19 protein-coding genes and 1 tRNA gene are annotated in these 22390 nt (G+C 46.9%); 18 read left to right on the top strand and 2 right to left on the bottom strand.

The genetic code is table 11. The annotated features are described in order from the left end of the window. The first annotated feature begins 19 nt into the window (after nt 1–19). The 4 genes from murC to ftsZ are packed head-to-tail and all read left to right on the top strand — an operon-like array spanning nt 20 to nt 5151. Nucleotides 20–1417, top strand: coding sequence for a UDP-N-acetylmuramate--L-alanine ligase (murC, locus tag JUB14_RS16130; RefSeq protein ID WP_207507360.1), 1398 nt, complete (start codon nt 20–22; stop codon nt 1415–1417). A 27-nt stretch (nt 1418–1444) separates the two neighbouring features. Then, on the top strand, nt 1445–2221 hold the full coding sequence (locus JUB14_RS16125) for a cell division protein FtsQ/DivIB (RefSeq protein WP_207507359.1): 777 nt from the start codon (nt 1445–1447) through the stop codon (nt 2219–2221). A 20-nt stretch (nt 2222–2241) separates the two neighbouring features. Then, the gene (gene ftsA / locus JUB14_RS16120; RefSeq protein WP_207507358.1) at nt 2242–3600 is read left to right on the top strand and encodes a cell division protein FtsA; all 1359 of its coding nucleotides are present in this window, start codon (nt 2242–2244) and stop codon (nt 3598–3600) included. Between the two features lie 39 nt (nt 3601–3639). Next, nucleotides 3640–5151 carry a cell division protein FtsZ gene (gene ftsZ, locus JUB14_RS16115; RefSeq protein WP_207507357.1) on the top strand — a complete coding sequence of 504 codons (1512 nt, stop codon included), beginning with the start codon at nt 3640–3642 and terminating at the stop codon, nt 5149–5151. Between the two features lie 70 nt (nt 5152–5221). On the opposite strand, the gene JUB14_RS16110 is transcribed toward ftsZ, so the two are convergent. After that, nucleotides 5222–5764, bottom strand: coding sequence for an NADPH-dependent FMN reductase (locus JUB14_RS16110; RefSeq protein WP_207507356.1), 543 nt, complete (start codon nt 5762–5764; stop codon nt 5222–5224). Nucleotides 5765–5845: 81 nt separating this feature from the next. On the opposite strand from JUB14_RS16110, the gene JUB14_RS16105 reads away from it, so the two are divergent. From JUB14_RS16105 to JUB14_RS16095, 3 genes are all read left to right on the top strand, one after another. Further along, nucleotides 5846–6547 (top strand): DNA alkylation repair protein, encoded by a 702-nt coding sequence (locus JUB14_RS16105; protein ID WP_207507355.1) that lies wholly within the window; start codon nt 5846–5848, stop codon nt 6545–6547. Nucleotides 6548–6656: 109 nt separating this feature from the next. Beyond that, entirely contained in the window at nt 6657–7499 is an 843-nt protein-coding gene (gene accD / locus JUB14_RS16100; RefSeq protein WP_207507354.1) for an acetyl-CoA carboxylase, carboxyltransferase subunit beta, read from the top strand. A gap of 4 nt (nt 7500–7503) precedes the next feature. Further along, entirely contained in the window at nt 7504–8481 is a 978-nt protein-coding gene (locus JUB14_RS16095; RefSeq protein WP_207507353.1) for a radical SAM protein, read from the top strand. A 3-nt stretch (nt 8482–8484) separates the two neighbouring features. Here JUB14_RS16095 and JUB14_RS16090 read toward each other — a convergent pair whose 3' ends face one another. Further along, nucleotides 8485–8961, bottom strand: coding sequence for a nuclear transport factor 2 family protein (locus JUB14_RS16090; RefSeq protein WP_229367923.1), 477 nt, complete (start codon nt 8959–8961; stop codon nt 8485–8487). 61 nt (nt 8962–9022) lie between these two features. Here JUB14_RS16090 and smpB point away from each other — a divergent pair, with 61 nt between their 5' ends. The 11 genes from smpB to JUB14_RS16035 all read left to right on the top strand — a co-directional run bounded on the left by smpB (nt 9023) and on the right by JUB14_RS16035 (nt 22387). Beyond that, nucleotides 9023–9481, top strand: a complete 459-nt coding sequence (smpB, locus tag JUB14_RS16085; RefSeq protein WP_207507352.1) for an SsrA-binding protein SmpB — start codon at nt 9023–9025, stop codon at nt 9479–9481. A gap of 146 nt (nt 9482–9627) precedes the next feature. Continuing rightward, a complete protein-coding gene (locus JUB14_RS16080; protein WP_207507351.1) occupies nt 9628–10140 on the top strand; it encodes an HNH endonuclease in 513 nt (170 codons plus the stop codon). Nucleotides 10141–10334: 194 nt separating this feature from the next. Beyond that, nucleotides 10335–12173, top strand: a complete 1839-nt coding sequence (gene rpsA / locus JUB14_RS16075) for a 30S ribosomal protein S1 (RefSeq protein WP_207507350.1) — start codon at nt 10335–10337, stop codon at nt 12171–12173. 72 nt (nt 12174–12245) lie between these two features. Further along, a tRNA-Cys gene (locus JUB14_RS16070) sits at nt 12246–12316 on the top strand. A 277-nt stretch (nt 12317–12593) separates the two neighbouring features. Then, a complete protein-coding gene (locus JUB14_RS16065; protein ID WP_207507349.1) occupies nt 12594–13919 on the top strand; it encodes a c-type cytochrome in 1326 nt (441 codons plus the stop codon). A gap of 49 nt (nt 13920–13968) precedes the next feature. Continuing rightward, the gene (locus JUB14_RS16060; RefSeq protein ID WP_207507348.1) at nt 13969–17103 is read left to right on the top strand and encodes a TAT-variant-translocated molybdopterin oxidoreductase; all 3135 of its coding nucleotides are present in this window, start codon (nt 13969–13971) and stop codon (nt 17101–17103) included. A 67-nt stretch (nt 17104–17170) separates the two neighbouring features. Next, entirely contained in the window at nt 17171–18598 is a 1428-nt protein-coding gene (gene nrfD, locus JUB14_RS16055) for an NrfD/PsrC family molybdoenzyme membrane anchor subunit (protein ID WP_207507347.1), read from the top strand. A 61-nt stretch (nt 18599–18659) separates the two neighbouring features. Continuing rightward, complete coding sequence (locus tag JUB14_RS16050) at nt 18660–19187, top strand: DUF3341 domain-containing protein (RefSeq protein WP_207507346.1); 528 nt, start codon at nt 18660–18662, stop codon at nt 19185–19187. A 12-nt stretch (nt 19188–19199) separates the two neighbouring features. After that, nucleotides 19200–19853 carry a c-type cytochrome gene (locus JUB14_RS16045; protein WP_207507345.1) on the top strand — a complete coding sequence of 218 codons (654 nt, stop codon included), beginning with the start codon at nt 19200–19202 and terminating at the stop codon, nt 19851–19853. A gap of 30 nt (nt 19854–19883) precedes the next feature. Next, nucleotides 19884–21230, top strand: coding sequence for a quinol:cytochrome C oxidoreductase (locus JUB14_RS16040; protein ID WP_207507344.1), 1347 nt, complete (start codon nt 19884–19886; stop codon nt 21228–21230). A 23-nt stretch (nt 21231–21253) separates the two neighbouring features. Then, on the top strand, nt 21254–22387 hold the full coding sequence (locus JUB14_RS16035; protein ID WP_207507343.1) for a cytochrome c oxidase subunit II: 1134 nt from the start codon (nt 21254–21256) through the stop codon (nt 22385–22387). Nucleotides 22388–22390 lie beyond the last annotated feature (3 nt).

Below are 22390 nucleotides of genomic sequence, written 5' to 3'. Positions count from 1 at the left end.
GCTCGATAAACCCCTTAGCATGAATTTAACTTCGGACTGGAAGTACATATACTTTGTTGGAATTGGTGGAATCGGTATGAGTGCCCTCGCTCGCTGGTTCAATACCAACAGGTTTTCTGTTGCTGGTTATGACCGTACTCCCACCACGCTTACTGATAGTCTTGAGCAGGAAGGTATTCAGATTTCCTTTGAAGATGATATAACGACCGTACCTTCAGTATTCCTGGCTGATCCGGCCCAGACACTGGTTGTATATACCCCTGCCGTACCTGCGGATCACCGTCAGATGGCTTACTTTCGTGAACACGGCTTCACCATTCAGAAACGGTCTCAGGTACTGGGTTGGCTGACGCGTAGCCTACGTACTGTGGGTGTGGCAGGTACCCATGGCAAAACCACCACCTCTTCGATGGTGGCGCATTTGTTACGTAGTGCAGGTGTCAACTGTACAGCATTTCTGGGTGGCATTACCCAGAACTACGGCACTAATTTCCTGCTGAACGAACCTACCGATACACCGGAGGAGATAGTATGTGTAGTCGAAGCGGATGAGTATGACCGCTCTTTCCTGACGCTGTACCCTGATCTGGCCATTATCACCTCTACCGATGCCGATCATCTGGATATATACGGGCAGCACGATGCTGTGCTAGAGTCATTCCGTGCCTACATAGATCAAATTAAGCCCGGTGGATCACTCATTATGAAGAAAGGCCTTACCGTGGCTGAAAGTGGGGCAGAAGGTGTACAGGTGTACTCTCTAAAAGAAGGTAATTACCATACAACAAACCTCCGCATTGAGAACGCAAGGTTTGTTTTTGATATCGTATATCCCGGAGGGGTTATTGACAACGTGGCCATGATGGTACCTGGCTACCATAATGTAGAAAATGCCCTGGCAGCAACGGCCGTCGCTCTTAAATTAGGTGTAGAGCCGGATCAGATTCGGCAGGGACTAAGTACCTACCGGGGTGTAAAGCGTCGTTTTGAGTATGTGCTGGAAAGTAGTTCGAAGGTATTCATAGATGACTATGCTCATCATCCAGCCGAGATCGAAGCGTTTCTGTCATCGGTACGGGCGCTGTATCCGGGTCGTCATATTACGGCTATTTTCCAGCCCCACCTGTTTACCCGTACCCGTGACTTTGCAGAGGGGTTCGGGCAAAGCTTATCGCTGGCCGACCGGCTCTTGTTGCTGGATATTTATCCGGCGCGGGAGCAGCCAATAGAGGGTGTGACGTCAGCGATGTTACTGGATAAAGCGACTATTTCCGACAAGTATATCATCTCCAAAGAAGAGCTTTTAGAGAAACTTCTGGAAGTACCTACCGATATTGTAGTTACAATTGGAGCCGGTGATATAGATAAATTAGTTATGCCTATTAAAGAAGTTCTTGTCACTCCTTTTACGAATTAATAAGCAAAGCATTTTAAAATTGCTGCCATGTTACGTAAATTTGAGTATTCCGGCAAATGGCTACGAAGAGGTATATGGCTGCTTGTGCCCCTGCTTTGCGTTAGCATGGCTGAGCGTAAGCTAAGTAGGCAGCGATGTAAGAATCTGATAGTGAAGGTTGACTACGATTCAGGGATGCGTTTCATCAACCCGATTGATGTAGAAACTTTGCTTACAGATCATGGAAGCGACCCTTTGCAGGGGAGCCGCCAGGGAGATTTAATTCTCCGAAAGTTAGAAAATCGTGTAAAAAGAAATAAATTAGTAAGAAATTGCCAGGCTTATCGTGATCTGGAAGGAAACCTGGTGATAGAGGTGGAGCAGGAAAAGCCACTGGCCCGTTGGATCGCTACCTCCCGTGAAGGAGAATGGCGTAAAACGGCCGGATTTTATATTAGCGAAGAGGGTAATTATTTACCCCTCACGGATCGTTTTACTGCTCGTACCCTGCTGGTGTCAGGCCAGTTTTTTCAGAATTACAGCCACCTGCACGGCAAGCGTGGCAAGCCGGTATTAGAGCTGATACGTTACCTCGATTCGGATGAGTTTTGGAAAGCGCAGATCACTCAGATGATGGTATCTAATGATGGTGAAATAAGCTTATTGACGGCATTGGGAGATCAGCGTATAGAATTGGGACCTGCCGATAATTTTAAATCGAAGTTAGATAAGCTTCATGTTTTTTATAAAAAAGTAATGGCGTCTGATTGGAGCCGCTATTCACGGATTAGCGTAAAGTTTCAAGACCAGATTGTTTGCGAATAAAAAATAACACACCAAAGAGCATGACAAACGACAGCATTGTAGTAGGTGTAGACATTGGAAGTACCAAGGTAGCCGTAGTAGCCGCACAGGCTCAGGGCTCGACGTACTCTAAAAGAGAAACGATAGAAATACTAGGCTTTAGTGAAGTACCAATAGCCCCGGGTGCCGTTATGAACGGCTCGGTAGAAAATATTAAGCAGGTAGGCGATGCTATTCGTGCCGCCCTGCATGAGGTATCGGTGCTGTCGGACCTGGATATTGGTCTCGTTAATGTCAGCTTTGGTGGAATGCATGTAAAAGTAAGCGAGCAGAACGACGGCGTTATTCGTCCGACCTCCTCGGCGGGTGATGAAGTGACCCAGCGCGATGTGGACCAGCTCGTGGACGATATGTTCCGTGCCAAAACAGAATCCAATTATGATGTCATGCACGTGTTCCCTAAGGAATTCGTAGTGGATGGCACCAGAGGCGTACGGGAGCCGGTAGGACGTACGGGTATCAAGTTGGGAGGAGATTTTCTGGTTATATCAGCTAATAATCAATCTATCCAGCGTACGGTCAAGAGTCTGGCTATGGCTGATAAAAGCCTTCGCTTTGATAAAATGCTGTACTCTCCGGTAGCAACGGCACTGGCTGTACTGGAAGAAGAGGAGATGAAAGCAGGAATTGCCCTGGTTGATATCGGTGATCATACAACGGATCTGGCTATATACCATGAGGGTATATTACGATATGTAGCTACTTTCCCCATAGCCGGTCGTCATATAACTTCAGACCTGCGGGTAGGATGTGGAATACAGCCCGACAATGCAGAACAACTAAAGAAGGAGTATGGCACCGCCCTGTCGGAAGATACGCCGCTTAGCATTGAGATACTTGTCAACTACCTGGCGGGTCGAGCGCCTAAGCAGGTGTTGAAAAAGAACGTATCACTTATTATTGAAGAGCGACTTAAGGAAATAGCCGCCATGGTTTACGCTAAGATCCTGGACTCAGGGTATGCCGACGAACTTATTGGAGGAATTGTACTTACCGGAGGTACCGCAAACATCTTTGACATTGAGAAGTTATTCAGTAGGGTATGTGATGAAATGCCCGTGCGGGTAGGAATACCTGAGCGGCTGGCTCATACGCCCAAGGCTGACGCTGTCAGTAATACCTCCTACGCAACCGCTCTAGGGCTGGCGTGGGCGGGTATGAAATCAATCGATTCTCGTGTCAAATCAGTTTGTAAACCCAGCGAGCCCAGCAGCTACGGCTACACTCAACGAATAGAGCCGCAGCCTGTAAAAGCACCCGTAAAGGAAAGTAGTGGGGTTAGCCTTATTGGAAAATTTTTATTTGGACGTAAAGACTCCGAGCAAATGGGGGACTATTAATAATCATAAGATGCTACGTTCACCCTACACATCTGGATCATGAATAAGAACTTACTCAGCGCCTTAGACCAAGATTACATTGTGAATGATATCGTGAAAAACACTATCGCGAGTGGTAGCGGATCGCTGGAACCCTCCATTATCAAGGTAATTGGAGTTGGAGGCGGTGGTAGCAATGCGGTCAACTACATGTTTGAGAATAAGATCAAAGATGTAGAATTCGCTATCTGTAATACTGATCGTCAGGCGCTTCACAAAAGCCCTGTCCCTATAAAGATTCAGCTTGGAGCTAATCTTACTCAAGGTCTGGGAGCTGGTACCGATGCTACCAAGGGCCGTGAGGCTGCTCTTGAGACTATAGAAGAAATCAAAGGTCTGTTAGGTGGCGCTACTCAGATGGTATTCATCACGGCCGGTATGGGTGGTGGTACGGGTACCGGTGCGGCTCCTGTTATTGCCCAGGTAGCCAAAGAGATGGGCAAGCTGACCGTTGCTGTGGTGACTGCTCCCTATACCTGGGAAGGTCTTGACAAGAAAGAGCAGGCCCTGGAGGGTATTGAGCAACTTAAGGAGTATAGCGATACCGTATTGGTCGTACTGAACGATAAGCTCGAAGAGCTGTTCGAAGATATGACGCTTACTCAGGCATTTGCCGAGGCAGATAGTATCTTATTGAATGCGGTTAAAAGTATCTCCGAGATCATTACCACCAGCGGTAATATCAACACGGACTTCAAAGACGTAGAGAAGGTACTCAAAAGCGCCGGTCAGTCTGTAATGGGAACGGCCGATGCCGAAGGCGAAGACAGAGCTTATCAGGCTATTAAGCAGGCGCTGGATTCTCCGCTGCTGAACGATCGTACTATTACAGGGGCTAAGCGTATATTGGTAACCCTGGCTACCAGCAAGAAGAAGGAAGCCACCATGCGCGAGCAGCGTGAAATATGGAAGTACGTACTTTCGCAGGTGCAGGGCGAAGCCCGTATGTTCAAGCTGGGTACGATCACTGACGACTCACTGGGTGATAGACTGCGTGTAACTATTGTTGCAGCTGGCTTCGATAGTATTGAGTCACCCGTTCCGGGAGTAACAATCCGTAAACCTGAGTCGACACCCGAACCAATAGTATCTACTGTTGTACAAATAGAAGAAACGTACACTCCGATAGAAGTGATCGACGAGCCTCAGCCTCGCTGGACACCACCCGTAGAACCAGTAGAAATAGAAAAGGAGCCAATGGCTGCTACCAAACCAGAGCCAGAGACACCCACTGGAGGCGTATCAGGCGGTGGCTACGTAGTGGTTATGGAAGAGCCTACCGTTTTCATAGATGAACCAACCTCCGTCAATACTTCCTACGGCTACGACGAAGTAAACGATGGATGGTCGGCCGAGGAGCGGCAGCGGATACGTAATATGGTACAGCGCTTCCGGGATGGATCAATTAAATATTCCGAACTGGAATCACCGGCCTACCGGCGCAGTCAGATTGAACTCTGCAAGCGGCCCGCTATCCCGGCGCACGAAATGGAGCAACACCGATTGAACTAGAAATCAGACGATATAACAAGAAGAGGTACCTCATGAGGTACCTCTTCTTGTTATATCGTGAGAGCTACTATTAGAATTGAATCAACTGCCGCGCCTGCATTTCCAGCAGTTCGTTATAGAGATCATTGGTTATAATACCATTAGAGAAATAGCTTCGGATCAGCCCCAGCTTCACACGAAGGGCCAGCGTGTTCATCCCCAGATAGCTAAATACATCATTGAGGTGGCTTAGCGCTATAACGGCTCCCTGAGTATTAGACGAAAGTCCCACCAGCGCTGCTTTCTTGTTTGTAAAGCTGTTGGGATAGGGTAGTCCATCAATGAAGGCTTTGAGTACTCCCGGATAAGAGCCATTGTATTCAGGTACTATAAACACGAACTTCTCTGCGTCATCCACCAGCTTTCGGAGTTGGTTAAATGCTTCGCTTTTGCCATTATTACTGTACAAAGCAGATACGGTAAAGTCAGCCGGAAGCTCGTGCAGATCCAGTATAGTACTGGTAGCTCCGTTGCGGTGAAGTATTTGTTGATAGTAATCAGCTATTTGACGAGATACAGAATGAGGGCGGTTAGTACCTACAATAATCACAATAGGAGTGGTAGGATCATTCATGGTTCCGTTAGGGAAGTAATAAGTAAAATTAAAGAGGCAGTAGTGCCGTTTAGGTTGATCTAGGTAGAAAAACAATTTCATATGGATTTGGTTCAGGCAGTCCGGAGTGACCTGCAGGCTTTTGCTGATCCGGTAAGAGCTGATTTTGTAGTCCGCTATTTTCAGGCCAAGCCTGGTCAGTATGCCGAAGGCGATCAGTTTTTGGGCGTTTCCAATCCACAGGTGCGAGAAGTAGTCCGCCGCTGGCGTACGCTTCCTACGGATCAACTTCTCCTCCTGCTACGTGACCCGATTCATGAATGTCGGCTGACGGCTCTGTTGATAATGGTAAATCAGTTTGCCAAAGCTTCGGATGAGGAGCAGAGGAAGCTTTACGATATGTACTTAAGTAATATAAAGTACATCAATAACTGGGACTTGGTAGATGCCTCAGCCCGGGACATTGTAGGAAGGTACCTGTTTGATAAAGACCGAAGCCCGCTGCTGGACATGGGCAGACAGCCCGACCTGTGGACACAGCGGGTAGCTATAGTAGCCACCCACTACTACATCCGCAAAGGCGAGTACCAGGACACACTGGCCGTTGCCCGGTTACTGCTGCCGCATAAGCACCATCTGATTCATAAAGCCATAGGATGGATGCTGCGGGAAGTAGGTAAGCGCGATCTGGATGTGATGGAAGAGTTTTTGCATCAGTATATTGATCAGTTACCGCGTACCTCGTTACGATATGCCATCGAGCGGCTTCCTCCTTCGCGGCGTCAATACTACCTATCACTTTGAGGTTACAATACATTTATTACTATATTTGAAGCCTCATTACGTCGTGATTTCGTTGTTAAGAGCCAGAAGGCGTTGCTCTTAGCGTCGCGCGATTAACCTACTACTGCTTATGTCTTGGTTTGTTCGGAAAGAAAAAGGGATCAATACCCCAACGGAAATGAAGCGCGAAGCCCCCGACGGGCTTTGGTATCAGTGTCCTAACTGTAAGAAGATTATGCACACCCGTGAGCACAAGCTGAATGCTTATACCTGCGCTCACTGCAACTACCATGATAAAGTTGGCTCAGAAGCTTATTTTGAGCTGCTTTTTGATAACAATGAGTTTACCGAACTCGATGCTACCTTACGATCGGGTGATCCGCTCAAGTTTATAGATACGAAGCCCTACCCGGACCGTATCCGGAGTACCATGCTCAAGACCGGGCTAAAAGACGCCGTACGTACTGCACATGGTAAGATGAACGAACAGGACATCACCATAGCTTGTATGGACTTTAACTTCATCGGGGGCTCTATGGGATCAGTAGTAGGGGAGAAGATCGCCCGGGCTATTGACTACTCGCTACTGCACAAGCAGCCTTTCCTCATGATATCACGATCGGGCGGAGCCCGTATGATGGAAGCTGGTCTGTCGCTGATGCAGATGGCCAAGACTTCAGCTAAGCTGGCGTTACTCGCGGAGGCAAAGATCCCCTACATATCTCTGCTGACCGATCCTACTACAGGAGGTGTGACGGCTTCGTACGCTATGCTGGGTGACTTCAATATCTCTGAGCCGGGTGCCCTCATCGGATTCGCCGGACCTCGCGTTATCCGGGAGACCATAGGTAAAGACCTGCCCAAGGGCTTCCAGAGTGCTGAGTTCGTACTGGAGCATGGCTTCCTTGATTTTATCGTAGATCGTAAAGACCTTAAGGAAAAGCTGAGCAGCTTGCTGAAGATACTAAGCTAAAACTATGCGCCTGGTTTCCCACCCTGTGTTGTGCAACTACTACGTAACGTACCGTTGTAACGCTACCTGTAGCTTCTGCGACATCTGGGAGCGCCCCTCTCCGTACGTGACGGTGGAGAACGCGCGGCAGAACCTGCGGGACCTGAAACGACTGGGCGTAAAGGTAGTGGACTTTACCGGGGGCGAGCCCCTGTTGCACCGTCAGCTTGACGAATTATTGCGTGAGGCCAAGGCTTTGGGTATGATCACCACCGTTACTACCAACGGGCTGTTGTACCCAAAGTACGCTCACAAGCTACGGGGACTGATCGATATGCTTCACCTCTCCCTCGACTCCCCCCACCGCGATGAACATGATCTCTCCCGAGGCGTCAAGTGCTTTGATAAAGTAATGGAGTCCATCGAAGTGGCCCGAGGTTTTGGGGAGCGGCCAGACATCATCTTTACTGTATTTGAAAGTAATGTCCATCAGATCCGACAGGTGTGGGAGAAGGTATGTATACCTAACAACCTGGTACTGATCCTGAATCCGGTGTTTGAGTACAATACCGTTGGTGGCAACTTATCCAAAGAGGCGTTGAGCGAACTGGTCCATTGGGGAAAGCAGAAAAACGTATATCTCAATGAAGCCTTCGTACAGCTACGACTCGACGGCGGTAACCATACTGAGGCGCCGGTATGTAAGGCAGGTAGTACTACACTGGTAATATCTCCCGAAAATAAACTGGTGCTGCCCTGCTATCATCTGGGACTAAAAGAACATTCTATTGAAGGCAATCTTCACGACCTGTACCTATCCGAGGAGGTACAGAAGCTGGTAGCTCTTGAAGGCCGTCTGCCGGCCTGCGAAGGCTGCGCCATCAACTGCTACATGCAGCCTTCCTTTGCCGTAGAGATTAATAAGTACTGGTGGAAGGCGTTGCCAAGTACCCTTAAGTACAACCGTATCAAAGGTACCTGGAAGCAGATGATCAGGTTCTAATCTTTACAGGCAGTTGTCACGACGCCGGGTATCTGTTATACCGGCTATCTTCCATCCCTCCGTAGTCTTAACCAGCGTAAAGGCGTTGACGCCGCAGTGGCTGAACTTGCTCCCCAGGAAGAACTTATAAGGAGTCCACACAATAGCCATGGGGCCATCTATCTGTACCTTTACATCATAGATCTGCTCGTCCCATACCTCATCATGAGGAGTACCTACGGCATTAATAAATCCCTGAATGGCATCTTTGCGTACCTTCACGGTACCATCGGATGCGGTAGTTACAGATTGTAGAGAGGCATCCGGCAAAAAGGCCCGACGCACCAGCGACGAATCTCCGGATCGCATGCCCGTAAAGAGCTGATCCACGACAGCACGTGCGGCAGCTACCTCACCGGGAGCTTGTGCATTCGCAGAGAAAGATATAAGCGCAGCTACTGTACCTGCCATAAGTGCTGCGCATAAGCGTGTCACTGCCATAGAAATTGGTATAGTTTTTTGAATGAAGTAACTTTGCAATCCTTTCAGAAAGAACAACAAAATGTCCGACAAAATAGCTAAAAAGGTAAACATCCAGAACCGCCGCGCCTCATTTGAATATTTTTTTCTGGAAACATTCTCGGCGGGAATGATGCTCACCGGTACCGAAATCAAGTCTATCCGCCAGGGAAAGGTCAATCTGCAGGATGCTTATTGCCTGTTTATGGGGGAGGAGCTATATATCCGGAACATGCACATATCGCCCTATACCGAAGGCACCCACTACAACCACGAACCACTCCGCGACCGCAAGCTGCTACTTACCAAGCGTGAACTTCGTCGTCTTGCCGAAAAACTAAAAGACCAGGGGCTGACCATTATTCCTGTTCGCCTGTATACCAGTGACCGTGGACTAGCCAAACTTGAGGTTGCTCTGGCAAAAGGGAAGAAACTCTACGATAAACGGGAGACCATCAAGGAGCGCGACGTCAAACGGGAGACCGATCGGATGGATTATTAGCCATGTTTGTTGCGGGCATTAAAGAGCTGCCTGCACTAGTCATTTCTTCTATTGCTCTACCGGCAATTTTACCAACATTTAGCCTGATTATTACGTTATTAATTAGGGGAATATATATATTGGTAGAAGAAATCATATCTAGATCCATGGGCAGGAAAGTTTTGGTTCTTAATCAAGATTACAGTGCATTAAGTGTTTGTTCGGTACCTAAGGCTTTTTTGCTGGTTTATATGAACAAGGCAGAGTTACTGGCGGAGTCACCTACCCATGTACTGCGAAGTGTTCGGGAGGTATTTCCCATGCCAACAGTAATTCGTCTACACCGCTACGTCCACTTACCCTACCGTGGTGTAATGATGACCCGGCAGAACATCTTCAAGCGGGACGGAAACCGCTGCCAGTACTGTGGCATCAGTGATGACCTGACACTCGACCATGTATTACCCAAGTCACGGGGCGGCAAGACCAACTGGGACAACCTGGCCACCGCCTGTAAGCGCTGCAACTCACGTAAAGGGGATTATACTCCCGAAGAGGCCGGTATGCCACTACGTCAGCGCCCTTTCAAGCCTTCATTCCTGATGTTCCTTCGTGATTTTTCGGGAGTTGTCGATGATGGCTGGTTACCGTATCTGGGTGCCAAAGAAGCGATCTACTAAGAGGTAACATAGTATATATAGTTCAGAGGCTCAAGTTTTTACGTAATCTGTAAAAACTTGAGCCTCTGTGTTTATCTTTTTTTTTATTTTCCTATCTTTGCGGTCTATTTTTCGAAAGTAAAACCATGTATCACTAATTTTCAGCCTTTTAGCTCGGAGGCTGATGTATCAAAGAGCGATTCTATAAACTATTTATGGCAAAAGGAAGACAAAGCCAAGCACTCCCCGACTTCGATTGGGAAAAGGCCGATGACAAAGGATTCGGCACCGGTTATTCAGCCGCCGAACGTACTCGTTTGGAGGAAATGTACGAAAACACCCTTTCTCCTATTCAGGAAAAAGAGGTAGTAAAAGGAACTGTGGTAGGTATCACCGACCGCGAAGTTATTTTGAACATTGGATTCAAATCAGACGGCCTGGTGTCGTACAACGAATTCCGTGACATTCCTAATCTGAAGATTGGAGATGAGGTAGAAGTTTACGTAGAAAATCAGGAAGATGCTCAGGGACAGTTGGTGCTTTCACGCAAGAAAGCGAAGGTTATCACTGCCTGGGATAATATTCAGAAGTCATTTGACGAGGATCTGGTGATCGACGCCACTGTGAAACGCAGAACTAAGGGTGGTCTGATCGTGGATATCTTCGGTATCGAAGCCTTCTTGCCAGGTTCACAGATCGATGTGAAACCTATCCGTGACTTCGACGTATTCGTTGGTAAGCGCATGGAGGTGAAGGTTGTAAAGATCAACTACGCTAACGATAACGTAGTAGTATCGCACAAGATCCTGATCGAGAAAGATCTCGAAGCTCAGCGTCAGCAAATCCTCAACAACCTCGAGAAAGGCCAGGTACTCGAAGGTGTTATCAAGAACATGACCAACTTCGGTGTGTTCATCGACCTTGGTGGAGTAGATGGTCTGTTGCACATCACAGATATCTCATGGGGACGTATCAACCACCCATCAGAGCTGTTGAACCTCGACCAGAAACTCAACGTAGTAGTACTCGACTTCGACGAAGAGAAGAAGCGTATCTCACTGGGTCTGAAGCAGCTTCAGGCACATCCTTGGGATTCACTGTCAGAGGAGATTCAGGTTGGTTCCAAAGTATCGGGCCGTATCGTGAATGTAGCTGACTACGGTGCATTCCTTGAAATCCGTCCGGGTGTTGAAGGTCTGATCCACGTGTCTGAAATGTCATGGTCGCAGCACCTGCGTAACCCACAGGAGTTCATGAGCGTAAGCGACGAGATCGAAGCAGTAGTACTTACACTGGATCGTCAGGAGCGCAAGATGTCACTTGGCATTAAGCAGCTGACCGAAGATCCTTGGACTCAGGCTGACCTGAAAGACAAGTACGCTATCGGTACCCGTCACAAGGGTATCGTTCGTAACCTGACCAACTTCGGTCTGTTCATCGAACTGGAAGAAGGAATCGACGGTCTGGTACACGTATCTGATCTGTCATGGACTAAGAAGATCAAGCACCCTTCTGACTTCATCAAAGTAGGTGAGGAACTGGAAGTAGTAGTACTTGAGCTGGATGCCGACAACCGTCGTCTGGCCCTTGGCCACAAGCAGCTTGAAGAAAACCCATGGGATACATTCGAGTCTATCTTCGCAGTAGGTTCAGTACACCGTTGTACAATCGTATCTAAAGGTGATAAGTTTGCTACCCTTGAGCTTCCTTACGGAATCGAAGGCGTAGTAGTACTGAAAAACCTTGCTAAGGAAGATGGTTCGGTAGCTGAAGTAGGCGAGAGCCTTGACTTCACTGTACTCGAATTCTCTAAGGACGAAAAGAAGATCGTACTTTCTCATACTAAGGTATGGCAGGGTGGTAGCGTTGTAGAAGAGAAAAAAGAGGACAAAGCTAAGAAATCAGCTCCTAAAGCCGATGCCCCAGCTGCCAAAGAAGCAGAGAAAGCTACCTTCGGTGACCTTGACGTTCTGTCCGCTCTGAAAGAACAAATGGAAGAGACAGAAAAGAAAGATAAAAAAGCTGCTAAAAAAGACGCTAAAGACGAGGAGTAATCTGAATAATTTATAATTTTGCGCCAGCTTAGCTGAAAGTACACCAGCTACGATCAGCTAAGCGGCTCATAAGGTTCCGTGGCCGAGCGGCTAGGCAGAGGTCTGCAAAACCTTGTACAGCGGTTCGAATCCGCTCGGAACCTCCCAAAAAGCAGAGGATTTTAATAGTCCTGTAACGCTTTTCTATAAACGGAAAAATACCATTTGTGCTGAATGTACCCTGTACCTGCGCAAATGGTATTTTTTTTGTAATTAGCTGAAAAGCAAATGCTAGTGGGATAACTAAAAAGGCTTAAAAAGAAGCAGAGAGATTAGAAAAAGTATAAATAAGTGAGTACTATAAAATATCAAAGAAATACTTTTGTGGATAAAAATTCGTGCAGTAGATTTGTGTGATGAAGAATCAATGAATAACTGATTATGTATAAACAATTTAAAAAAATCTCTCTTTTTGGCCAAAAAAGATCAGTTAGGACTTCACTATTCACCCTCTTGGTGGCCCTTCTGGTTGGTCTAACACATGTTTCGGCTCAGGACGCAGCTGCCCCTGCTGACGGAGCTGCTACTGGTGCTGCCGCAGATGCAGGCGGAGGTGCCTCAGGGGATGCCGCTAAAGGCGAAGCCCTTTTCAAAAACAACTGTGCTGCCTGTCATAATGTTACAGCAGAGAAATCTGTAGGACCAGGTTTGAAAGGAATCACCGAGCGTCGTGATTTTCCCTGGCTTGTAGATTGGATTCACAATTCACAAGCTGTTATTGCCAGTGGTGATCCTTACGCTGTAAAGCTCTACAACGAGTACAACCAGGCACAAATGACTCCATTCCCTAATTTGTCAGAAGACGATATTCGGGGAATTCTTGCTTACGTTGAGCAGGCTAATGCTGCTCCTGCCGCAGGTGCTGCTCCCGCTGCTGCTGCAGGTGGTGCCGCTGGTGCTGCTACTGTACAGTCCGGCGCTCCGTCTGATTTGTTCGTGTTGGTGCTGGTTGCATTGCTGGTTGTAATGTTACTGGTGCTTGGTGTTCTGCTGGTAATCGTAACTATCCTGTCAAAGGCGGTAACTGGTGATGCCACCACTGCCGAAGGGGATAAGGTAAGCTTCGGTGATCGCCTGAAGCGTAATCTGCTTACTGCTGCCAATAATCCAGCTATTCGTTCCGCAACTATTTGGGTATTTATTCTTCTGGTTGTAAAGGCTACTATCGACGGTGCTTATAGCATCGGTGTCCAGCAGGGATACGCTCCTAAGCAGCCTATCGCTTTTTCTCATAAACTACATGCAGGAGAGTATAGCATCGACTGTAACTACTGTCACACTGGTGTGAATCGTGGTAAGTCAGCTCACATTCCCTCGGCTAACATCTGTATGAACTGCCACGGTGTGATCAAAAACGAGTCTCCTGAAATTCAAAAAATATACACAGCCATTGAAAACAATCAGCCTATCGAATGGGTGCGTGTTCATAATCTTCCTGACTTCGCCTACTTCAACCACTCACAGCACGTAAACGTTGCTGGTCTGGAGTGTCAGCAGTGTCACGGCGAAATCCAGCAGATGGAAGTAGTAGAGCAGCGCTCATCCCTGACTATGGGATGGTGTATTGACTGTCACCGTAAGACTGATGTCAATACCAAAGGCAATGCTTACTATGACAAGCTGGTACAGCTGCATGATAAGTATAGTGAAGGCTCTTTGAAGGTATCGGATATAGGTGGTTTGGAATGTTCAAAGTGTCACTACTAATCGCCTGAGAGAAATTCCGAAATACATTTAATTTGTATTGAATAACTGTATGGAAAATAATAAAAAAAGGTATTGGCGGGGTCTGGAAGAGTTACGTAATGACGAAAGCTTTGTCAAGCACGCCGAAAGTGAATTTGCCGAACTTACTCCCGGCGAAGAAAAAGAATATCAGAGTATAGTCGATGGTACTAATACCCATCGACGTGATTTCCTTAAGGTACTTGGTTTTGGTATGGCCGCTGTATCTCTGGCTGCCTGCGACGCACCGGTTACCAAAGCTGTTCCTTATCTCAATAAGCCTGAGGGTGAATTCCCAACCCTTGACAACTGGTATGCTTCTACCTATTCAGAAGGTAGCGACTATAGCAGCATCCTGGTGAAAACACGCGAAGGACGTCCCGTTAAGCTGGAGCCTAATACAATGTCCAGCATAACACATGGTGTTAGTGCACGTGTGCAGTCTTCCCTCCTGAGCCTTTATGATATAGAAAAGCTGAAGGGACCGCAAAAAGGAGAGGATACAAAAGTAAGTTGGGATATGGTAGATCGTGAGATCACCACTCAGCTGGCACAGATTGCAGGACGCAACGGAGCTATTCGTATCGTATCGCATACGGTCATGAGCCCTTCTACTAAGGCCGTTATCGCTGATTTTATTGCAAAGTACCCATCCACAACTCACATCATGTACGATGCGAACTCTTTGTCGGCTATCAGAAGAGCCAATGAAGAGTCGTTTGGACAACCAGTATTCCCTTCCTATGACCTTACCAAAGCTAAGGTTATAGTTGGTGTTGAGGCTGACTTCCTGGGAACCTGGGTAAATCCTGGTTTCTTTGATACGCAATATGCTGCTACTCGTAAGGTGAGCAGTGCTCCCAACGGAAAGAAAGACATGTCTCGTCATTATCAGTTCGAGTCTGACTTCTCTCTAACCGGTGCAAACGCTGACTACCGTGCGGCAGTGAAGCCTTCTCAGATTGGTCTTGTTCTTACAGCATTATATAATAGAGTAGCTACCAAACTGGGCGGTAAGACTATCACTGCTCCGGCCGTAGAGGTACCTTACCTTGACAAAGCTGCAGCTGATCTTATAGCTGCTCAGGGGCAGGCTGTAGTAATGTGTGGATTAAATGATCCCGCTGCTCAGGTTGTGACCAACGCGCTGAACAGCCTGCTGGGAAGCTATGGTTCAACCATTGACCTAAGTGCACCTCTCAATGTTCATCAAGGTAACGATCTTGCCATGAACGCATTCATTGATGAGGTAAAAGGAGGTCGTGCAGGAGCCGTTATTCTTTACGGAGCCAACCCTGTATATGATCATCCTCGTGGTGCTGAACTCGCAGAAGCACTTCCTAAAGTACCTCTAAGCATTGCTATCTCGGATCGTGCAGATGAAACTGCTGGTTTAACAAAATATATCTGTCCTGCTCCTCACTATCTAGAGTCATGGGGAGACTCTGAGCCTAGAGTAGGTTACTACAGCCTGGTTCAGCCTACCATCAGCCGGATATTCAATACGCGTCAGGGCCAGGAAAGTCTTCTGACATGGGCTGGACTGCCGGCTAATTACCACGAATATCTCCGGTCATACTGGCGTAGAAATATATTTACGCAAGGGGGCGCAGGAGACTTCGACCAATTCTGGATGAAAGCTCTGCACGATGGTGTCTTCGAGCGTAAAGCAACTACGGCTGCTACGGCTAGCTTTGCTGGTAATGTAGATGCTGCAGCTTCTTCTATCGCAAGAACAAGCGCAGCTGCTGGGTCTGCATCAGGAATTGAACTTATTATTTATGAAAAAGTAGGTATGGGTACCGGTCGTTGGGCTAATAGCCCATGGCTTCAGGAGTTCCCTGACCCAATGACTAAGGCTACCTGGGATAACTACGCTAAACTTTCTAAGAAGACTGCCGAAGAACTAGGTATTAAGCAGGGAGATCTGGTACGTGTAGAATCCAAAGGAGGTTACGCCGTCGAACTACCGGCGCTTATTCAGCCTGGTCTTGCGAATGGTACAGTAGCTGTTGCTATTGGTTATGGTCGTGCGAAAGCGGGTAAAGCCGGTAATGGAGTAGGGGTGAATGTATACCCTATGGCCACATTCGTAGGTGGATTCCTCTCTTTCTACCCTGGTAATGTCAATGTTACAAATACGGGTGGATACCGTGAGCTAGCGCAGACACAGACCCACGAAACAGTAATGAGCCGTGAGTCAGTTATTCAGGAAACCATCCTGAGCGCTTATCAGAAAAATAATGCAGCAGGACGCTTTATTCCGGAAGTAGAAACCTCCGAGGGACCTGTTGTTGCTCCTGATTTGTCACTGTGGAATGGTCACAAGTACCCTAATCACTCATGGGGTATGGTTATCGACCTTAACTCCTGTACAGGTTGTGGATCTTGTGTGATCAGCTGTCAGGCTGAAAATAACGTACCTGTTGTAGGACGTCAGGAAGTAACAAGACGTCGTGAAATGCACTGGATCCGTATTGACCGCTACTATAGCAGCGATGCGGAGGAGGGAGACTTCCAGGGACAGGAAATTGCTTCTGAAAACCCTGCAGTAGTATTCCAGCCTATGCTGTGTCAGCACTGTAGCAACGCTCCTTGTGAAACAGTATGTCCGGTAGCGGCTACTACGCACAGTCACGAAGGTCTGAACCAGATGACCTATAACCGTTGTGTAGGTACCCGTTACTGCGCTAACAACTGTCCTTATAAAGTACGTCGCTTCAACTGGTTCAAGTACTTTGATAATGACAACTTCGACTACCACTTCAACAATGACCTGGGTAAAATGGTGATTAACCCTGAGGTTACTGTTCGTTCACGTGGGGTTATTGAGAAGTGCTCATTCTGCGTGCAGCGTATTCAGGAAGGTAAACTGACTGCTAAGAAGGAAAGAAGACGTCCGATAGATGGCGAAATCGTTACAGCTTGTGCTCAGTCTTGTCCGACCAGCGCTATCGTATTCGGTGATTTGAATGATCCTACCAGTCTTGTTCATCAATTAACCTTGGTTGAAAGAAAAGGAGGACGTGGCTTCCAGGTGATCGAAGAGATCAACACCCGGCCACAGATTACTTACCTGGTGAAGGTTAAAAACGTAGATCCAGATGCCTCAGCAACACTCGATGAAGAGGGTGAAATCAAAACTCCTCATACCGTAGATACCTAGGCGGGAGCATTAACAGATCTAATCAATTGAATAGCGAAAGTTTAAATCATTATAACTAATTAGTCGTATGCATGTTACTTCACCCGTAAGACCGCCGCTGGTAACTGGCGGAAAAACATACGCCGATGTTACGGAAGACGTATGTCGTCACGTAGAAGGAAAGCCGACCAAAGAGTGGAAGATCGCTTTTATCGCAGCACTAGTAGTACTGATCTACGGTACGGCTTGTCTCTTCTGGACTTGGTGGGAAGGCCTTGGCGTTTGGGGCCTTAATAAAACCGTTGGGTGGGCATGGGATATTACCAACTTCGTATGGTGGGTAGGTATTGGTCATGCCGGTACCCTTATCTCAGCGATCCTTTTGCTTTTCCGTCAGAAGTGGAGAACTTCTATCAACCGTGCTGCTGAGGCGATGACCATCTTCGCAGTAATCTGTGCGGCTTCGTTTATCCTGATGCACATGGGCCGTCCCTGGTTAGCGTACTGGGCACTTCCTCTACCTAATACTTTTGGTTCATTGTGGGTTAACTTCAACTCACCACTGGTATGGGACGTGTTCGCGATCAGTACTTACTTCTCAGTATCGCTGGTATTCTGGTACATTGGTCTTATTCCTGACCTGGCTACTATCCGTGACCGCGCTCAAAATAAAGTATCCCGTTTTATCTACGGTACTTTCGCAATGGGATGGAACGGATCCGCCAAGACTTGGTCTCGTTATGAGTACATCAGCTTGATCCTGGCTGGTTTGTCAACTCCTCTGGTACTTTCGGTACACACGATTGTAAGTATGGACTTTGCTACTTCGGTAATTCCCGGATGGCACACAACCATTTTTCCTCCTTACTTCGTAGCCGGAGCGATCTTCTCAGGATTTGCCATGGTACAGAACCTGATGCTTATTACTCGCGTAGTATATCGTCTGGAAGACTACATTACCATCGAGCACATCGAGTCGATGAACAAGATCATCACGCTAACTGGATCTATCGTAGGTATAGCTTACCTGACTGAGTTCTTTATCGCGTGGTATTCCGGGGTTGAGTATGAGAGCTACGCGTTCATCAACCGTGCTACTGGTCCTTATTGGTGGGCATACTGGGCTATGATGACCTGTAACGTAATCTCTCCACAGCTGTTCTGGTCACGTTCACTACGTCGTAGTGTTACCTGGACATTCTTCATATCGGTGATCGTAAACATTGGTATGTGGTTTGAGCGCTTTGTGATCATTGTTACGTCACTACACCGTGACTACCTGCCTTCTAGCTGGGCTATGTTCTCACCTACCTTCTATGACATTGGTGACTACATCTTCTCTTTCGGTCTGTTTGGTACCTTGTTCTTACTTTTCTCTAAGTACCTGCCCGTAGTAAACATGGCTGAAGTAAAAGCTATCATCAGATCATCTTCTGAGCGTTTGCCAAAGAATATATCTGGCGTAGCTAAGGGAGCACGAGTTGCAAATCCATCATTTAACAAAGACGCTGAATAATCAAAAAGCCAGAGTCGGCAGGAGATTCCTGCCGACCTGCTTGTAAAAGATATAAACATTTATGGCAGAGCTAACCGGAAAATATTTAGTCGGAGTATTTGATGATGATGATGTCATTCTCCATGCAATACCTAAACTCCGTAAAGCAGGTGTAAAGATTCACGAAGTATACTCACCCTTCCCGATCCACGGGTTGGATGACGCGCTCGGACATCCTCGTACCCGCATAGGTATAGCAGCTTTCCTTTTTGGTCTGACAGGGTGCGCCTGCGCTTTAACAATGATGACCTGGATGCTGGGCTTTGACTGGCCTATGAACATTGGCGGTAAGGACTATATATCTCTCCCCAACTTCATACCCATTACCTTCGAGATGACAGTACTCTTTACTGCATTCGGAATGGTGACTACTTTCTTCGTTACAAATGGTCTGAGTCCTAATCCGGCTCCTGTTTTGTTCGACCCACGTTCAACTGACAATAAGTTTGTAATGGCCATTGAAATGGGTAAGAATAAGATGAGTGAGGAAGACATTACCAAGGCACTAAGAGACCTGGGTGCTGGGGAAGTCAACATCAAACAATTCTAAAACATTGCACTGATGAAATTTCAAGTAATAAATAAGTATGTAGGAGTTCTGGCAGTTGTTGCCATAGCTTTTACAAGTTGTAAGCGTGACCCGAATGATACCGGATGGGAGTTTGCTCCTAACATGTACCGCTCGGTAGGATATGAAGCCTATAAGCAGGTAGAGAAGCACCCTATCAACCCTATGGGACTGAACATGCGTGAACCAGTAAATGGTACAGTGGCACGTCAGCATTACACCAATGTAGGAGGAGGCGACTTTGGCGGAGGTGATTCAACTGCAGCAGTCAATACTAATACCAATCTGAATATGACTACTGATCTGATGGTGTATAACATCCCAAAGGACAGTATCCGTACTTCAGAGAGAGTACTAAGAAATCCCGTTCCTCTGAATGAGAAGACTCTGGCAGAAGGTAAAGTGTTATTTGAAAGATACTGCCAGCACTGTCATGGACCCGAAGGAGAAGGTAATGGACCCGTGGCTGAAGTGTACAAAGGGGTACCTAACTACAAAGCTGCCAATTTCCAGGATATGAACGATGGACATATCTTCCATGTAATTACACACGGTTGGGGACGTATGTGGCCTCACAAGTCACAAGTAACACCTGAGGAGCGTTGGGAAATTGTACACTACGTACAACAGCTTAAAAAAGGATCCTAATTTTTTGATAACTGCGTAATTAAAATCATAATGGCATCAGTACACGCGATTCCTTCAATAGAAGAACGATTTGAATTCACTTCGGGCGCGAAACGAAATTTATTGATTGGAGGAGCCATCGGTTTGGCTCTTATCATAATCGGTGCATTTTTGTTAGCAAACGGTAGTGGACACGAAACTGCACACGCCGCAGAAAATGCTGCTAACGCTGGAGCAGACCATGGTGCTACTGCCGCTCAACATGAGGCAGGTGCAGCTGGTGGACATGGTGGTAGTAGCTGGATGACCCGTATTTGGGCGAACATATGGCTTAACGCTGTATATTTTACTGGTATATCAGTTATAGGAATGTTCTTCATGTCCTACAACTATCTGGCACAGGCAGGATGGTCAGTTGTATTCAAGCGTATTCCAGAAGCTCTTCCTTCTTTCCTTCCCGTTACAGGTGTTATTATGCTGATCACATTCTTCCTGGGTGGGCATGACTTGTTTCACTGGACCCATGAAGATTTGTATGACGCAAGCAACGAAGGCTACGATGCTATCATCGATGGAAAGAGTGGCTTCTTGAATACACCTTTCTTCCTGATTCGTCTGGTACTGTACTTTGTCGGCTGGTACTTCCTGTGGACCGTACTACGGAAAGCCTCTCTGGAAGAAGACCGGATTGGTGGTCTTACTAACTATGACAAATCCGTTAAATTCGGTACCGCATTCCTGGTGTTCTTTGCTGTTACTTCATCTACCTCAGCCTGGGATTTTGTGATGTCAATCGAGACACACTGGTTCAGTACTATGTTTGGCTGGTATACCCTGGCAAGCTGGCACGTAACAGGTCTGGCAGTGATCACTCTAATGGTAGTAACGCTACGTGAAAGAGGTTACCTGAAGGCAGTTAACCATAGCCATTTACAGGACTTGGGTAAGTTTGTATTCGCTTTTAGTATCTTCTGGACCTACGTTTGGTTTGCTCAGTTTTTGCTCATTTATTACGCTAACTTACCTGAAGAAATTATCCACTACAAAGAGCGTTTTAGCGGTTACGGTGGTATCTACAGAGCACCTTTCTTTATCAATCTGATACTAAACTTTTTCTTTCCATTCCTCGTTCTAATGACAAGGGATTCAAAGCGTACTCACAGTATTTTGAAGCTAGCTTGTTGGAGTATAATCGTGGGTCACTACTTTGATTTCTACGTAAACATCATGCCTGGTACTGTAGGTGCTAACGCTGGTTTCGGACCTGTAGAATTTGGCTTTATTTTAGTATTTGCATGTGCTTTCATCTGGTTTGTTTCTGCTCAGTTGGCCAAAGCTAATCTGATTCCAAAGAATCATCCTATGCTGGAAGAGTCATTGCATCATGATATAGCGTAATTAGCACAACCTGTTCAATCGTTATGGTTTATATTATTGGATTACTTACCCTTGTCTTTCTGGTGCTCACCGTTATGGTGATCGCAAGATTGCGTAATGTTGTCAAAGGTGTAAATAGTGGAACGGAAACCCGTCCTGAGAACATACCTTCTGGCAATAGTTGGAATGCGAACCTCTTCATCCTGTTTACTATATTTAGTATTATAGGTGTGATAGGTACTTACATAGCCGCTGAGGAAGACTTCCTTCCTGCTGCATCATCAGTACACGGACGCCGCCTCGATGATCTGTTCTGGTTTTCGATGGGCGTGTTAGCGATTCCTTTCCTGGTCGTTAACTTTTTGTTGTTCTACTTCTCTTACAAGTACCAGTACAAGCCTGGTAGAATTGCTACATATTATCCCGAGAATCATAAGCTTGAAATTATCTGGACCGCTATTCCTGCAATCGTGATGGCCCTGCTAGTATTCACAGGTTGGAGAGCATGGTCTGACATCACTTCGGAAGCACCTGCTGATGCCGAAGTAATTGAGATTGTCGGAAAGCAATTTAACTGGATTGTTCGCTACGGTGGTGTGGATGATAACCGTCTTGGTAACTACAACTATAAGTTAATCGATGCCCAGAATGAAGTAGGTATTGATTTGACTGATGAAAACTCATTGGATGATTTTACCAACAATACCGAAATTCATATTCCGGCTGGCAGACCAGTGCTTCTAAAAATCAGAGCGCGTGATGTATTGCACAGCGTGTTTATCCCTCACATGCGGGTGAAGATGGATGCGGTACCAGGTATGCCTACTAAGTTCTGGTTCGTGCCTGATAAGACTACCAATGAGATTCGTGCTGAGTTAGGAGATCCTAACTTCGATTATGAGTTAGCCTGTACGGAGATTTGTGGCCGTGGTCACTTCGCTATGCGTATGCGAGTTATTGTAGAGGATGAAGCTTCTTACCGTAAATGGGTTTCTGAGCAGAAAACATTCCTTCAGACCTATCCTGAATATCTGGCCAAAGTGCCTGATAACTTGAAGTCAAAGGCGATGAAGTACTTGCCAGAGAATCCAACTGCACCAGCAACTGCCCCAGCCGACAGTACTACGGCTCAGGAAGCAGGTGCTGTAGGTGTAGGAGCAAGTGCATCGGTACGTTAATAT

The sequence above is a fragment of the Telluribacter humicola genome (genome assembly GCF_017355935.1).
Lineage (GTDB): Bacteria > Bacteroidota > Bacteroidia > Cytophagales > Spirosomataceae > Telluribacter > Telluribacter humicola.
This window is presented reverse-complemented; position numbering and strand designations above follow the sequence as displayed.

Coding starts and splice junctions, on each gene's coding strand:
- JUB14_RS16065 (WP_207507349.1), top strand. CDS start 12,594: ATGTATAAACAATTTAAAAAAATCTCTCTTTTTGGCCAAAAAAGATCA.
- JUB14_RS16095 (WP_207507353.1), top strand. CDS start 7,504: ATGCGCCTGGTTTCCCACCCTGTGTTGTGCAACTACTACGTAACGTAC.
- rpsA (WP_207507350.1), top strand. CDS start 10,335: ATGGCAAAAGGAAGACAAAGCCAAGCACTCCCCGACTTCGATTGGGAA.
- ftsA (WP_207507358.1), top strand. CDS start 2,242: ATGACAAACGACAGCATTGTAGTAGGTGTAGACATTGGAAGTACCAAG.
- murC (WP_207507360.1), top strand. CDS start 20: ATGAATTTAACTTCGGACTGGAAGTACATATACTTTGTTGGAATTGGT.
- JUB14_RS16035 (WP_207507343.1), top strand. CDS start 21,254: ATGGTTTATATTATTGGATTACTTACCCTTGTCTTTCTGGTGCTCACC.
- accD (WP_207507354.1), top strand. CDS start 6,657: ATGTCTTGGTTTGTTCGGAAAGAAAAAGGGATCAATACCCCAACGGAA.
- JUB14_RS16045 (WP_207507345.1), top strand. CDS start 19,200: ATGAAATTTCAAGTAATAAATAAGTATGTAGGAGTTCTGGCAGTTGTT.
- JUB14_RS16060 (WP_207507348.1), top strand. CDS start 13,969: ATGGAAAATAATAAAAAAAGGTATTGGCGGGGTCTGGAAGAGTTACGT.
- JUB14_RS16050 (WP_207507346.1), top strand. CDS start 18,660: ATGGCAGAGCTAACCGGAAAATATTTAGTCGGAGTATTTGATGATGAT.
- JUB14_RS16105 (WP_207507355.1), top strand. CDS start 5,846: ATGGATTTGGTTCAGGCAGTCCGGAGTGACCTGCAGGCTTTTGCTGAT.
- nrfD (WP_207507347.1), top strand. CDS start 17,171: ATGCATGTTACTTCACCCGTAAGACCGCCGCTGGTAACTGGCGGAAAA.
- ftsZ (WP_207507357.1), top strand. CDS start 3,640: ATGAATAAGAACTTACTCAGCGCCTTAGACCAAGATTACATTGTGAAT.
- JUB14_RS16080 (WP_207507351.1), top strand. CDS start 9,628: ATGGGCAGGAAAGTTTTGGTTCTTAATCAAGATTACAGTGCATTAAGT.
- JUB14_RS16090 (WP_229367923.1), bottom strand. CDS start 8,961: ATGGCAGTGACACGCTTATGCGCAGCACTTATGGCAGGTACAGTAGCT.
- smpB (WP_207507352.1), top strand. CDS start 9,023: ATGTCCGACAAAATAGCTAAAAAGGTAAACATCCAGAACCGCCGCGCC.
- JUB14_RS16110 (WP_207507356.1), bottom strand. CDS start 5,764: ATGAATGATCCTACCACTCCTATTGTGATTATTGTAGGTACTAACCGC.
- JUB14_RS16125 (WP_207507359.1), top strand. CDS start 1,445: ATGTTACGTAAATTTGAGTATTCCGGCAAATGGCTACGAAGAGGTATA.
- JUB14_RS16040 (WP_207507344.1), top strand. CDS start 19,884: ATGGCATCAGTACACGCGATTCCTTCAATAGAAGAACGATTTGAATTC.